Raw genomic sequence first — 13,921 nt, forward strand, 5'->3', positions numbered from 1 at the left:
CCACCATCCTTAAGGCCCCAGCCTTTTGCTTGCCAAGAGGAAGCAGGGGCATAAACCATTCGTGCACAAACGTTAGTGCCTCGATATGGCATTTCGGCAACACGTATCGCGGGAAAAGGCATGAAATTCAACGAGGAGCGGTAACGGATCCGTGAGCGGAAATGGGTCTGGAATAATCCAGCGAGCGGGTTCAAAACGTGAACAAATGATGCGATGATTGGTCCATGCCGATCATCTCACCACTTGCTTCGAATCCGCTCATCGACGGTCGCCAATCCGAACGTGCCATGCTTGTGCGCCGCGGCGTGCAGCGCCTGCTCATGCAGATGGGCGCACATGTGCTGCCCGAACTGTCGCTGGCGACCGGTCGGCGCGCCGACCTTGTGGCGCTGACGCGCCAGGGCGACATCTGGATCATCGAGATCAAGTCGTCGATCGAGGATTTCCGCGTCGACCGCAAATGGCCAGATTACCGGCTGCATTCCGACCGTTTCTTCTTTGCTACCCATCCCGACGTGCCGGCCGAGATTTTCCCCGAGGAGTGCGGATTCATCCTTTCAGACGGCTATGGCGCGGAAATCATGCGCGACGCACCCGAGCATCGCATGGTGGCTGCGACCCGCAAGGCGCTGATGCTGCGCATCGCACGCGCCGGTGCCGCCCGCCTGCTCTCCGCCGAACTCGCCGGCGTTTCGGTGCCGGCGCTGGAGGGGGAGAGTGAGTAAGAGAAGGCAGTAGGGGAATAGGGCAGTAGGGGAGTAAGAAAAGCCGCTGGGCAGACTTTGCTGCCTTACTGCCTTACTGCCTTACTGCCTTACTGCCCTATTCCCCTACTCCCTTCCTCAGCGCGGCGCCCGCTTGGCGAGAATGCGCTGGAGTGTACGGCGGTGCATGTTGAGCCGGCGCGCGGTCTCCGACACATTGCGCTCGCACATCTCGTAGACGCGCTGGATATGCTCCCAGCGGACACGATCGGCGGACATCGGGTTTTCCGGCGGGGCGGCACRCTCGCCCGCGGCGTTGGTGAGCGCGGCATAGACGTCGTCGGCATCTGCCGGCTTGGACAGATAGTCGATCGCACCAAGCTTCACGGCGGTGACGGCGGTGGCGATGTTGCCATAGCCGGTCAGGATGACGGTGCGGGTGTCTTCGCGGCGCTCGCGGATGGCCAACACGACATCGAGGCCGTTGCCGTCGCCCAGGCGCATGTCGACAACAGCGTAAGCGGGTGGACTGGCGCGCACCTTAGCGACCGCTTCCTCGACGCTCTCGGCGGTGTCGACGACAAAGCCGCGGCTTTCCATGGCGCGTGCCAGGCGCGTCACGAATGGCTTGTCGTCATCGACAAGCAACAATGAATGGTCTTCGCCCGGCAACCCGGCCGCAATGTCCTGGGTGGTCATCGCCTTTGATCCTTTTTGTCGTTGATCCCAGTCGTTCTTATGGTTTTACAAGCAGATATAGGTGCAAAGCCGCGATGTCCAATGGCCGGGTGCATGACCCGAAAATTGAAACCGATTTTCGGGAGGGATCACGCCCCAAATTCAATTGGTGCAGCGTCCTTTGCGCGTCATTCAAGGCTCAGGCAAGGCTCAGGCAGAGTCGAACATCGTCGACCCGGCCGGCAGCGGACTGAGGAAAGCGGCGCGCGGCCACGAGATCTCGACCACAGCCCCCTCGCCCGGCACGCTCGAATTGGTGAAGGTGATTTCAGCACCTGAACGCTCGAGCAAGGTCTTGGCAATGAACAGGCCAAGGCCAAGACCGCCGCCGGGTTCGGCTCCCTGGCGGGTCGACATATAGGGCTCGCCGATGCGGTCGATGATATCGGGCGGGAAGCCAGGGCCGTCGTCCATGATGGAGAAGCTGACATCGTCTGCGTCCCAGCTCCAGCGGATCGTCACGTGGCTACGGGCGAAGTCGACGGCGTTTTCCACCAGATTGCCGAGACCGTAGATGACGCCCGGGTTGCGATGTCCGACAGGTTCGGGGCCGATGCGTTCGCCCGGGTCGAGCTTGATCGAGATGCCGAAGTCGCGGTGCGGGGCGATGACCTCTTCGACCAGCGAGGTCAGCGGCAGGCGGGCAAGATGCTGTTCGCCCTCCGACGACAGGCTGGTGAGACGCTTCAAGATCTCGCGGCAGCGCTCGCTCTGGCTTCGCAGCAAGGTGACGTCCTCGCCATATTTCGGATCGTTGCCGAGCGCGCGTTCCATTTCCTTGGCGACCAGCGTGATGGTGGCAAGCGGTGTTCCGAGTTCGTGGGCGGCAGCGGCGGCGAGACCATCGAGCGCCGACAGATGCTGCTCGCGCTGGAGCACCAGTTCGGTTGCAGCCAGCGCATTGGCAAGCAGGCGCGCCTCGTCGGCGACACGGAAGGCATACATGGCCGTGAAGGCGATCGAGCAGCACACCGCGATCCAGATGCCCGATGTGTAGATGAAGGGCATGGCAAGCTCGATGCCGTCATACCAGGGCAAGGGCAGGTGGAAGAAGGCGAGCAGGCTGACGATGACGATGACAAGGCCAGCAAGGATGGTGGTGAGGCGCAGCGGCAGCGACGTCGCCGAGATGACGACCGGCACCGTCATCAAAAGCGAAAACGGATTGGTCAAGCCGCCCGTCATGTAGAGCAGTCCGGCGAGCTGCAGGCTGTCGAAGGCCAGGATGCCAAAGGCCGCGAACGGATTGAGCCGATGCGTGGCCGGATAGCGAAAGGCCAGGAACAGGTTGAGCCAGGCGGAACTGGCAATAAGGGCAAAACACAGGCTGACCGGCAGCGGGAACTCGAGCCAGTACGCAACGAAGATCACCGTGATGCTCTGGCCGACGATCGCCAGCCAGCGCAGGCGGATCAGCGTGTTGAGGCGGAGCCGGTGGCTGTGCTGGAGGTCGGGCGTGCGCGTGTTCATCTGCGCTATATGCGCTGGACGCGGCCCGCCGCCAAGAGCCAGGGCATTCGTCCCGAAAGAAACGGGACGAAGCCCCTAGTTTTTAGCTGGAGCATGATCTTGTTCGAAAACCGGCCTCCACTGGTTCGCTACGCGGACCTTCGGTTCGGGATCATGCTCTAGGTACCGCGCGGTTTGGCGCGGGCGGTTGCCTGAGCCTCCAGCGGATTGTCGGGCCAGACGTGGCGGGGATAGCGGCCGCGCATGTCGGAACGCACGTCGGCCCATGAACCACGCCAGAAACCAGGCAGGTCGCGCGTCGTCTGGATCGGGCGATGCGCCGGCGACAGAAGTTCGAGCGTGAGCGCGACCGTCCCGCCCGCGATCGAGGGGTGTTTGTACATGCCGAACAGCTCCTGCACGCGCACAGCCAGCACCGGCCATTCACCGTCATAGCGGATCGGCACATGGCTGCCTGACGGCGCCGTAAAATGGGTGGGCGCAAGCGTGCCGATCTTGCGCTGCAGGTCGTGCGGGACAAGCGACATCAGCCCATCGTGAAGTGTGCCCGCGCCAATGCGGGCAAAGGAGGCCTCGCCACGCAGGAAGGGCAAGAGCCAGTCTTCGAGGCGGTCGAGCAGGGCTTGGTCGGACATATCGGGCCAAGGATCGCCCAGACCACGATGCAGCCAGGACAGGCGCTGGCGCAAGGTCTCGGCCTCCTTGCCCCAGTCGAGCAGGTCGAGGCCGTGGGTGCGCAGCGCTTCAAGGATCGCGCAGTCGGCCTCTTCGCCCTTGGGTGCGGGCAGCATGCGTTCCGACAGGGTGACAGCGCCGATGCGGACGGTTTCGCGCACGCGCACCGAGCGCTTTTCCCTGTCGAAGCTGGCTTCGGTTTTCCTCTCCAGATGGGCAGAAAGGATGGTGCGAATATCGGCTTCCGAGACGGCGGCAGCTGACGAAATGCGGGCGTTCTGCGCCTTGCCCTGAAGATCGGCGACGACGAGATAGAGCTCGCCGGCCAGCGGGTCGGCGGCGTCGACAGCGGCACCGCTGCCATTGGCCAGCACGAAGCGGCCACGCTCGCCACGCGCCTTGGCGACCCGATCGGGCCAGGCAAGGAGAAGGAGCGTGCCGGGGGTGAGAGTTTCGGCCGACGCAGCTCCTCGCGCAGGTTCGCGCTGCCCCTCAACCCCTGACGGACCTTCTCCCCGTAAGGACGGGGAGAAGGAGGATGGCCGCAACGCTTGTGCCCCCCTCTCCCCGTCCTTCACGGGGAGAGGGTAAGGGTGAGGGGCGGCTTTTTCAGCAGCCCGCGCCAATCGTTCCGCCAGCTGGCGGGCGGCGTTGGCGCGCGGCGAGCGCTCGTTGCGGAAGCGCTGCAGACGGCGTTCGAGGTCGGCGCTGTCGCCGCCCAGGCCGCGCTCGGTCATCAAGACGGCAAGCTGTGCCGCCTCAACGGCTGCACCCTGGCGCGCCGCTTCGGCGACCATGTGGGCGAGACGGACCGGCAAAGCGAGTTTTCTCATGGCCTGGCCAGCGGCCGTCAGGCGACCGTCGGCGTCGATGGCGTCAAGCTCGATGAGGAGTGCCTTCGCCTCGGCCAATGCCGGTGCTGGCGGCGGGTCGAGGAAGGCAAGCGTGGTCGGATCGGCGACACCAAAGGCGGCGCAGTCGAGCAAAAAACCGGAGAGGTCAGCCTCAAGGATCTCGGGTGGCGAGAAGGCAGGCAGTGCGGCGGTCTGCTCGGCGCGCCAGAGGCGCACGGCAACGCCGGGGCTGGTGCGGCCGGCGCGACCGGCGCGCTGGTCGGCTGCTGCGCGCGAGGCGCGCACGGTTTCAAGCCGGGTGAGCCCGCTCGCCGGCTCGTATTTCGGCAACCGCGACAGGCCGGAATCGACGACGACGCGGACGCCGTCGATGGTGATCGAAGTCTCGGCGATGGAGGTGGCGAGCACGACCTTGCGGCGGCCGGCGGGCGCCGGCTTGATCGCGGCATCCTGCGCCTTGCCGTCGAGCATGCCATAGAGCGGCACGATGTCAGTGTCTGCACCAACGCGACCGGCGAGGCGCTCAGTGGTGCGCTCGATTTCGCGCTGGCCGGGCAGGAAGGCAAGCACGCTTCCCGGCTCATCGGCGAGCGCGTCGCGGATCGCCTTGGCCATCGCGTCCTCGACTGAAACGCCTGCCGGGCGCTCGTCGTAGCGGATGTCGACGGGGAAGCTGCGGCCCTGGCTTTCGATGACCGCCGCACCGTCGAGCAGTCTGGACACACGCGCCCCGTCGAGCGTCGCCGACATCACCACGAGCCTGAGATCGGGACGCAGCGCGCCTTGCACGTCGAGCGCCAGCGCAAGTCCGAAATCGCCGTCGAGCGAGCGCTCGTGGAATTCGTCGAACAGCACGGCGGCCACGCCCGGAAGCTCGGGATCGTCGAGGATCATGCGGGCCAGAACGCCCTCGGTGACGACGAGGATTTTTGTCTTCGCGCTGACCTTGTTTTCCATGCGCATGGCATAGCCGACCGTTCCACCCGGCTCTTCGCCGAGCAGCGAAGCCATGCGTCGTGCTGCGGCGCGGGCAGCTAACCGGCGCGGTTCGAGCAGGATGATCTTGCCATCGCCGCGCCAGGACGCATCAAGCAATGCCAAGGGAACGAGCGTGGTCTTGCCGGCGCCGGGCGGGGCGACCAGCACGGCGCTGTTGCCGGAAGCTAGAGCCTCGGCAAGTTGCGGCAGGACCGCCGTCACCGGCAGGTCGGGAAGCTTGGTCATGAAATCGTTCCGGGCGTCGTCTGCGGTCGAATATCAGCGGAAGCAGGCAGGAGGCAACAAGGGACGACACCCAAGCGCCGTGCGGTCATTGCACCGTCTGAGTTTCGACCCGACGTGTCGGCAGGCTGCAGCCTAGTCTTACGGTACGTCGCGAGGATTGATCGATCCGGCAGCTGGTCGCCCTTCCCCTGCCCGAAACGGACAATATGTGACGGCTCCCTGATAGTTTTGCGACAGGAGAGGGTCCATGGCGCAGATGGTGCATCCTTTGGTTGGCGACGTGCCGGTGGGGTCTCGGCGGGGCGAACAGTTCCGGTTCCTTGCCTGTGCCGTGGCGCTTGTCGGGGCGGTCACCGTCGCCTCGGCACTGGCGGCAATCATTGCGCCCGGCATCCGCTCGCTGCTGTTGCAAGAGGACGGCATCGTCGAGACTGGAACTGTGGTTTTCCTGGCCGTCGCCGTGATCGGAGCAAGTGTCGCAACGGCGCTTCGCGGGATGCGCGTGCCGCTGGTGCTGGCGGGCCTGATCGGGCTTGCCGAGCTTCTGGACGAAACCAGCTTCGGCTCCCGGTTGTTCGGGTTCCAGCCTTTGCCGCTTTATGGCGGCGGACAACTCGACGGCTTCCACGATTTGCTGATCCTGGCCTATCGGCTTTTACTGGGCATCAGCCCAAATCTCGCCTGGATTCTGGTTGGCCTGATGCTCGCAATATCGGCGGGACTGCTGCTGTTCGCCCTGCGCCAGATCGCGCGCAATATAAGCGGGGCGTCGACATGGCTCTCAGGCCACGTGCTGCTTTTCCTGCATGTCGGCTTCATCGGGCTGGCGCAGGTGATCGACATCGCCGCATCATCGCGCGCGTTCKCCGCCGTCGAGGAAGTGCTCGAACTCAACGCCGCGATATTGCTGGCGTTTTATGTGGTGCAGATGGGTTGGGCTGCGGCGGGGCTCCCCCGAAACCCTCATGGTGAGCCTGTCGAACCATGGGTTTTGGGGCAAACTGGACATGGTGCCCAGCGCCCTCGTGGTTCGACAGGCTCACCATGAGGGCTACGGAAGCGCTTTAGCCTTCCCTACCTCACCTTCACCCACTTCTGCTCGGCGAATGACTTAGCCATAGCGTGCACGGTGCGCTCGATCTCCAGCCCTTCGTCGAAGTCGATGACATGGGCGGCTTGGCCAGCGATCCGCGACAGCAGTTCGCGGCACTCGATGGTCTTCAAATCGTTGAAGCCGAGGCCGTGGCCGGGAGCTGGGATGAACTTGTCATAAGGCGCATGGACGGGTGCCGCGAGGATGGTGCGAAAACCCTGCTCGGTCGGCCGGTCGGAGGTGACGTAGAGCTGGATTTCGTTGAAGCGCTCCTGGTCGAAGACGATGGAACCCTTGGAGCCGAAGATCTGGACCTGGATGCGGCCCTTGCGGCCCCAGGCGGAGCGGTTGACCAGCAGTGTGCCCGACACGCCGTTTTCAAGATGGATCAGGCTCGAGGCGATGTCGTAGGTTTCGACCGCGCGGCGCCCGCCACCCGTAACCTGCCGGTCCGGATAGGGTTTGGCCATATCGCACATCACCGAGCCGACGCGGCCGAACAGGGCTGAAATCAGCGACAGCGGGTGGACGGCGAAATCGTCGAGCGCGCCGTAGCCTGATGTCGCCTCATGCTTCCAGAAGAACGGCGCGTCGGGGTCGGCCATGAAGTCCTCGTCCATCTCGACGCGGAGATGGTTGACCTCGCCGATGATCTTTTCGTCGAGCAGCTTGCGGATGTGCCGGATGGTCGGGCTCTGAATGTAATTGTAGCCGAGCACGGCCACCTTGCCCGACTTGCGGGCCGCAGCCGCCATGGCCTCGGCCTCGGCAAGGGTGGGCGCCATCGGCTTTTCGCACCACAGATGCTTGCCGGCCTCAAGGATGGCGATGGCCATCTCCGGATGGAACTGGTTGGGCGTGGTCAACGAGACGATGTCGACCTCGGGATCGGCGAGCACGGCGCGCCAGTCGCCCGAGGATTTTGYGAAACCGAGCTCGGTGGCGCGGCTCGCCGCGAGATCGGCATTGGCTTCGCCAAGATGGGCGAGCCGAACCCGAGGTACATCGCCGAAGACGGTGCTGACGGAATTCCAGGCGAGCGCGTGGCACTTGCCCATGAAGCCGGTTCCGATAAGTCCTACACCTGTCACTTCACGCTCTCCCGGTTTATAGAAGTGGCATTGCCGTTGACGGACTGAATAGTCGAATTTTGTCGAAAATGGAACATACAGTTCATTTTATTTGGACAGGCGGCCGCGGCATCGATATGTTGCAATGGGCGGAGACGGAATGGACCAGATGAACGAGACGATGTCGGAGGCGCTGCCACGCGATTTCGAGGCCTTGCGGGCGCTGATCCTCGATCGCCGCCAGTCGCTGCCCAAGCGCATCGCGCAGGTGGCTGCCTACGCGCTCGACAATCCCGACGAGATCGCCTTCGGCACTGCCGCCAGCATCGCGACATCGGCGGGCGTGCAGCCCTCAACGCTGATCCGCTTCGCCCAGCATCTTGGTTATGACGGCTTCACCAGCCTGCAGCAGGTTTTTCGCGAGCGCCTGAGGGAGCGCACGACATCCTACGAGGAACGGCTGACCGTGGTGCGCGGCGATGCCGACGAAGGCACCTCCAACCGCCGCATCGTCGACGGTTTCCTGGCTGCCGCCAGCAAGTCGCTCGACGTGATGTCGCGCAATCTCGACGACGAAACCCTCGACCGCGCCATCGATATCCTCAACGGCGCCGAGACGATCTACATCCTGGCACGCCGCCGCTCCTATCCGGTCGCGAGCTACATCGCCTATGCGCTGGGCAAGCTCGGGGTGCGCAGCCAGCTGATCGAATCCGCCTCGGGCCTCAGCCCCGAGATCATCTCGTTTGCCTCGTCCAGGGACGCGGTGATCGCCATCAGCTTCTCGCCCTATGCCTCGGCGACCATCGAGGAGGCGCGAATTCTGTCGGCGAACAACGTGCCGGTCATCGCCATCACCGACAGCGCGTTTTCGCCGTTGGCGCAGTTCGCCAAGGTGTGGTTCGAGGTGGCTGAAGCCGATTTCGGCGGCTTCCGCTCGCTGGCCGCGACCATGGCGCTGGCGATGGGGCTGACCGTCGGCGTCGCCGAACTGAGGCGCGGCCGAAAGGGCAGGAAATCCGCCAATTCCAGGGGCTGAGCCAGCAGTTGAGCTGCGCTCGGTGCATGGCAGCTTCCCGCTGTTGTCATGCCAGAATGCCCCTCAGGCGAAAAATAGTTGACGCAAGGGCGATAGTGGCTCAATCCCACTGTTAGCCATCTATTGTATGAGAGAGCCCCATGCCTGTTTATCGTTCGCGCACCACCACACACGGCCGTAACATGGCGGGTGCCCGTGGCCTTTGGCGCGCCACCGGCATGAAGGACACCGATTTCGGCAAGCCGATCATTGCGGTGGTAAATTCCTTCACCCAGTTCGTGCCGGGACACGTGCATCTCAAGGATCTCGGCCAGCTGGTCGCCCGCGAGATCGAGGCGGCCGGCGGCGTGGCCAAGGAATTCAACACCATCGCSGTCGATGACGGCATCGCCATGGGCCATGACGGCATGCTSTATTCGCTGCCGASCCGCGAGMTCATCGCCGACAGCGTCGAATACATGGTCAACGCGCACTGCGCCGACGCSATGGTCTGCATCTCCAATTGCGACAAGATCACGCCCGGAATGCTGATGGCTGCGATGCGCCTGAACATCCCCGCCGTGTTCGTCTCCGGCGGCCCTATGGAAGCCGGCAAGGTGGTGGTCGCCGGCAAGACCGTCGCGCTCGACCTGATCGACGCCATGGTAGCCGCCGCCGACGACAAGGTTTCGGACGAGGACGTCAAGGTCATCGAGCGCTCGGCCTGCCCGACCTGCGGCTCGTGCTCGGGCATGTTCACCGCCAATTCGATGAACTGCCTGACGGAAGCGCTCGGCCTGTCGCTGCCCGGCAACGGCTCGACGCTGGCGACGCACGCCGACCGCAAGCGCCTGTTTGTCGAGGCCGGACATCTGATCGTCGACCTCGCCCAGCGCTATTACGAGCAGGACGACGCTAGCGTTTTGCCGCGCAATATTGCCTCCAAGGGCGCGTTCGAAAACGCCATGGCCATCGACATCGCCATGGGCGGGTCGACCAACACCGTGCTGCACATCCTTGCCGCCGCCATTGAAGGCGAGATCGACTTCGACCAGGACGATATCGACCGCCTGTCGCGCAAGGTGCCAGTGCTGTGCAAGGTGGCGCCCGCCAAGGCCGACGTGCACATGGAAGACGTGCACCGCGCCGGCGGCATTTTTGCCATCCTCGGCCAGCTCGACAAGGCCGGCCTGCTCAACCGCGACCTGCCGACCGTACACACGGCAACGATCGGCGAAGCCATCGATCATTGGGATACCTCGCGGACCAAGAGCCAGGCGGTGCGCGACTTCTATCTCGCTGCTCCCGGCGGCGTGCCGACACAGACAGCCTTCAGCCAGGACCGACGCTGGGACGAGCTCGACCTCGATCGCGAAAAGGGCGTCATCCGCTCGGCCGAACATGCCTTCTCCAAGGACGGCGGCCTTGCCATACTCAAGGGCAACATCGCGCGCGACGGCTGCGTGGTGAAGACCGCCGGCGTCGACGAGTCGATCCTGAAATTCTCTGGCCCCGCTCGCGTCTTCGAAAGCCAGGACGCTTCGGTCAAGGCGATCCTCAGCAATGAAGTCGTGGCCGGCGACGTGGTGGTTATCCGCTACGAGGGCCCAAAGGGCGGCCCCGGCATGCAGGAGATGCTCTATCCGACCAGCTACCTCAAGTCGAAGGGCCTCGGCAAAGCCTGCGCGCTGCTCACCGACGGGCGCTTCTCCGGCGGCACGTCCGGCCTGTCGATCGGCCACGTTTCGCCGGAAGCGGCGAATGGCGGCACGATCGGGCTGGTGCGCGAGGGCGACATCATCGACATCGACATCCCCAACCGCACCATCAGCCTGCGCGTCGACGAGGCCGAACTGGCAAGCCGCCGCGCCGAACAGGACGCCAAGGGTTGGAAGCCGGTGGAGGTGCGCAAGCGCAAGGTGACCAAGGCGCTGAAGGCCTATGCGGCATTCRCAACGTCCGCAGATCGCGGCGCGGTGCGCGACCTCGGCGACTTCGAGTAAGATCAAGAGATTTTGAAATGACAAAGGGCCCGCACCGAGTGCGGGCCCTTTGTCTTTGCGGGACCAGGAAGTTCCGCCATGGCATCGTTGATCCAGCGCCATTCGAACCGAGCTGCCGCCGAGCTTGGCGACTTCGCCTGTGGTCTAGATTTTGTCGACCATGCCGCCCCTTTTTGGCGCTTCACCAAGTTGAGGGTCAACACCCCCCGCGCGAAATGGATTGCGTGTCGCGCGGATTTTCTACGGCCACCTGAGATTTTCCTTCTCAAGATGGCCGCCGAATTGAAATTCCCTACCTTTGTTAGAACCGGCCCTCACAGATAAATGCGCCGATGCTGGCCAGATGCGGCCGAGGATCAACCGCACGGCGGGTGCCCGCCCGCCCGACATGAGGTAAGCTCGATGACTGCGAAGGGAGAAGCCGCCATGGCCCGTCTCAATCCACCCTTCAAATCCGTGCTCGATTTGATCGGCGAAACACCTGTCGTCGAGCTGACGCAGTTCGACACCGGGCCGTGCCGGCTGTTCATCAAGCTCGAAAGCCAGAACCCCGGCGGCTCGATCAAGGACCGCATCGCGCTGTCGATGATCGCCGCGGCCGAGCGCGAGGGCAAGCTCAAGCGCGGCGGCACCATCGTCGAGGCGACCGCCGGCAATACCGGGCTCGGGCTCGCCCAGGTCGGCATCCCCAAGGGCTACCGCATCATCCTTGTCGTGCCCGACAAGATGAGCCGTGAAAAGATCCAGCACCTGCGCGCGCTCGGCGCCGAAGTTCGGCTGACGCGCTCTGACGTCGGCAAGGGCCATGCCGAATATTACCAGGACATGGCCGAGAAGATCGCAGCCGAAATTCCCGGCTCGTTTTACGTCAACCAGTTCGCCAACCCGGCCAACCCCGAGGCGCATGAGACCACGACCGGACCGGAAATCTGGGAGCAGCTTGAGGGCGACGTCGATGCGGTTGTGGTCGGTGTCGGCTCAGGCGGCACGCTGACCGGGCTCGGGCGCTTCTTCGCCAAGGTTTCTCCCAAGACGGAAATGGTGCTGGCCGATCCCGTCGGCTCGGTGCTGGCGCCGCTGATCAAGACCGGCAAGATGGAAGAAGCGGGAAGCTGGACGGTGGAAGGCATCGGTGAGGATTTCGTACCGCCGAACGCCGACCTTTCACTGGTCAAGAAGGCCTATTCGGTGACCGACAAGGCGAGCATGCTGGCGGTGCGCGACCTGCTTGCCAAGGAAGGCATCTTGGCCGGCTCGTCGTCGGGCACGCTGCTGTCGGCGGCACTGCGCTACTGCCGCGAGCAGAAGACGCCGAAGCGCGTCGTGACCTTCGTCTGCGACAGCGGCAACAAATACCTGTCCAAGGTGTTCGACGATTTCTGGCTGGCCGAACAGGGCCTCGATGAGCGCGAACAACATGGCGATTTGAGCGACCTCGTTGCGCGTTCTCACCGCGAAGGCGGCACAGTGTTTGTCAGCCCTGGCGACAGTTTGCTCACCGCCTATGGCCGGATGCGGCGCGGGGACGTGTCGCAACTGCCGGTGCTCGACGAGGGCAAGCTGGTCGGCATCGTCGACGAAAGCGACATCCTGGCGGTTGTCGAGGGCCCCTATGACAGCCGCTGGAACCGCTTCAACGCACCGGTCGCAACCGCGATGAGCAAGGACCTGCACACGCTGCAGGCCAATCAGACGCTCGATGCGCTGCTGCCGATATTCGACCGCAACGAAGTGGCAATCATCTTCGACGGCGAAGACTTCATCGGGCTGATCACCCGCGTCGACCTCATCAACCATCTCAGGCGGGCAAAATGACCACTGCGAAGAACCGGCTGGCTTTTTCGACACGCACCATCCATGGCGGCCAGAGCCATGACCCGACGACCGGCGCTGTGATGGTGCCGATCTATGCGACCTCCACCTATGGCCAGCAGAGCCCCGGCGTGCACAAGGGGTTTGAATACGCCCGCAGCCAGAACCCGACGCGCTTTGCCTTCGAGCGCGCCATCGCCGATCTCGAAAGCGGTAGCGCCGGCTTCGCCTTCGCCTCGGGGCTGGCGGCCATCGCCACTGTTTTCGAGCTGCTCGATTCAGGCGCGCATATCGTTGCCACCGACGACATCTATGGCGGCACGTTCCGGCTGCTGGAACGGGTGCGCAAGCGTACAGCCGGACTGCAGGTGAGCTTCGTCGACTTCACCGATCTTGCCGCCGTCGAAGCCGCTATCCGCCCCGAGACCAAGATGTTGTGGGTCGAGACGCCGACCAATCCGCTGCTGCGCGTGGTCGATCTCGAAGGCGTTGCGGCACTCGCCAGGCGCAAGGGCGTGCTGACGGTCGCCGACAACACCTTCTGCAGCCCCTATCTGCAGCGGCCGCTGGAACTCGGCATCGATATCGTGGTGCATTCGACGACGAAATATCTCAACGGCCATTCCGACATGGTCGGCGGCTGTGTCGTCGTTGGCGACAACAAGGATCTGCGCGACCAGCTGAAGTTTTTGCAGAACGCAATCGGCGCGATCTCGGGACCGTTCGACAGCTTTCTGGCTCTACGCGGCATCAAGACTCTGGCGCTCAGGATGGAGCGCCATTCGCAGAATGGGGCGAAGATCGCGCGCTGGCTGGAGGCCCGCAAGGATGTGCGCCGGGTGATCTATCCCGGTCTCGAAAGCCATCCCCAGCACGCCATTGCCAAGGCACAGATGTATCATTTCGGCGGCATGATCACAGTCGAACTCGACCGCGATCTCGCTGCGACTAAGCGTTTCCTCGAACGGACTCAGCTGTTCACGCTGGCCGAAAGCCTCGGCGGTGTTGAAAGCCTGATCGAGCATCCGGCACTGATGACGCACGGCTCGATACCGGCGGAAAAACGCGCAGCAATCGGCATTTCGGATTCGCTGGTGCGGCTRTCGGCCGGCATCGAGGATGGCGACGATCTGATCGCCGACCTTGAGCAAGCGCTGGCGGGGTGATTTTCCCCTCTACTCTCGTCTGGGAGGCTTGCGCTCGCCCCTCACCCTTACCCTCTCCCCGTGAARAACGGGGAGAGGGGGRCGTCGGCGTTGC

The 13,921-nt window shown here is 63.9% G+C and carries 11 protein-coding genes; 7 read left to right on the forward strand and 4 right to left on the reverse strand.

The window, feature by feature from the left end; genetic code table 11:
• Nucleotides 1-224 precede the first annotated feature (224 nt).
• The gene (locus tag AC1DWF_RS01895; protein ID WP_476782927.1) at nt 225-725 is read left to right on the forward strand and encodes an MmcB family DNA repair protein; all 501 of its coding nucleotides are present in this window, start codon (nt 225-227) and stop codon (nt 723-725) included.
• Nucleotides 726-842: 117 nt separating this feature from the next.
• Here the strand turns inward: AC1DWF_RS01895 and AC1DWF_RS01900 are convergent, their stop codons facing one another.
• From AC1DWF_RS01900 to hrpB, 3 genes are all read right to left on the reverse strand, one after another.
• Nucleotides 843-1,403 carry an ActR/PrrA/RegA family redox response regulator transcription factor gene (locus tag AC1DWF_RS01900; RefSeq protein WP_476841404.1) on the reverse strand — a complete coding sequence of 187 codons (561 nt, stop codon included), beginning with the start codon at nt 1,401-1,403 and terminating at the stop codon, nt 843-845.
• Between the two features lie 189 nt (nt 1,404-1,592).
• Entirely contained in the window at nt 1,593-2,912 is a 1,320-nt protein-coding gene (locus AC1DWF_RS01905; protein ID WP_476788806.1) for an ActS/PrrB/RegB family redox-sensitive histidine kinase, read from the reverse strand.
• 158 nt (nt 2,913-3,070) lie between these two features.
• Nucleotides 3,071-5,665: an ATP-dependent helicase HrpB gene (gene hrpB, locus AC1DWF_RS01910; protein WP_476788805.1), complete on the reverse strand. Its 2,595-nt coding sequence runs from the start codon at nt 5,663-5,665 to the stop codon at nt 3,071-3,073.
• A gap of 247 nt (nt 5,666-5,912) precedes the next feature.
• Here hrpB and AC1DWF_RS01915 point away from each other — a divergent pair, with 247 nt between their 5' ends.
• Complete coding sequence (locus AC1DWF_RS01915; protein ID WP_476841405.1) at nt 5,913-6,713, forward strand: hypothetical protein; 801 nt, start codon at nt 5,913-5,915, stop codon at nt 6,711-6,713.
• Nucleotides 6,714-6,739: 26 nt separating this feature from the next.
• On the opposite strand, the gene AC1DWF_RS01920 is transcribed toward AC1DWF_RS01915, so the two are convergent.
• A complete protein-coding gene (locus AC1DWF_RS01920) occupies nt 6,740-7,849 on the reverse strand; it encodes a Gfo/Idh/MocA family protein (RefSeq protein WP_476841406.1) in 1,110 nt (369 codons plus the stop codon).
• Between the two features lie 160 nt (nt 7,850-8,009).
• Here AC1DWF_RS01920 and AC1DWF_RS01925 point away from each other — a divergent pair, with 160 nt between their 5' ends.
• The 5 genes from AC1DWF_RS01925 (at nt 8,010) to AC1DWF_RS01945 (ending at nt 13,827) form a co-directional block, all read left to right on the forward strand.
• Nucleotides 8,010-8,867 carry a MurR/RpiR family transcriptional regulator gene (locus tag AC1DWF_RS01925; protein ID WP_476782931.1) on the forward strand — a complete coding sequence of 286 codons (858 nt, stop codon included), beginning with the start codon at nt 8,010-8,012 and terminating at the stop codon, nt 8,865-8,867.
• A 140-nt stretch (nt 8,868-9,007) separates the two neighbouring features.
• Complete coding sequence (gene ilvD / locus AC1DWF_RS01930) at nt 9,008-10,849, forward strand: dihydroxy-acid dehydratase (protein WP_476841407.1); 1,842 nt, start codon at nt 9,008-9,010, stop codon at nt 10,847-10,849.
• A 78-nt stretch (nt 10,850-10,927) separates the two neighbouring features.
• A complete protein-coding gene (locus AC1DWF_RS01935; protein ID WP_476782920.1) occupies nt 10,928-11,173 on the forward strand; it encodes a hypothetical protein in 246 nt (81 codons plus the stop codon).
• 102 nt (nt 11,174-11,275) lie between these two features.
• On the forward strand, nt 11,276-12,664 hold the full coding sequence (locus AC1DWF_RS01940; protein ID WP_476782930.1) for a pyridoxal-phosphate dependent enzyme: 1,389 nt from the start codon (nt 11,276-11,278) through the stop codon (nt 12,662-12,664).
• Nucleotides 12,661-13,827 (forward strand): cystathionine gamma-synthase, encoded by a 1,167-nt coding sequence (locus AC1DWF_RS01945; protein ID WP_476782919.1) that lies wholly within the window; start codon nt 12,661-12,663, stop codon nt 13,825-13,827. Before AC1DWF_RS01940 ends, AC1DWF_RS01945 begins: the two co-directional genes overlap by 4 nt.
• The last annotated feature ends 94 nt before the right edge of the window (nt 13,828-13,921 follow it).

The organism is Aminobacter sp. P4_D5 (assembly GCF_056401815.1).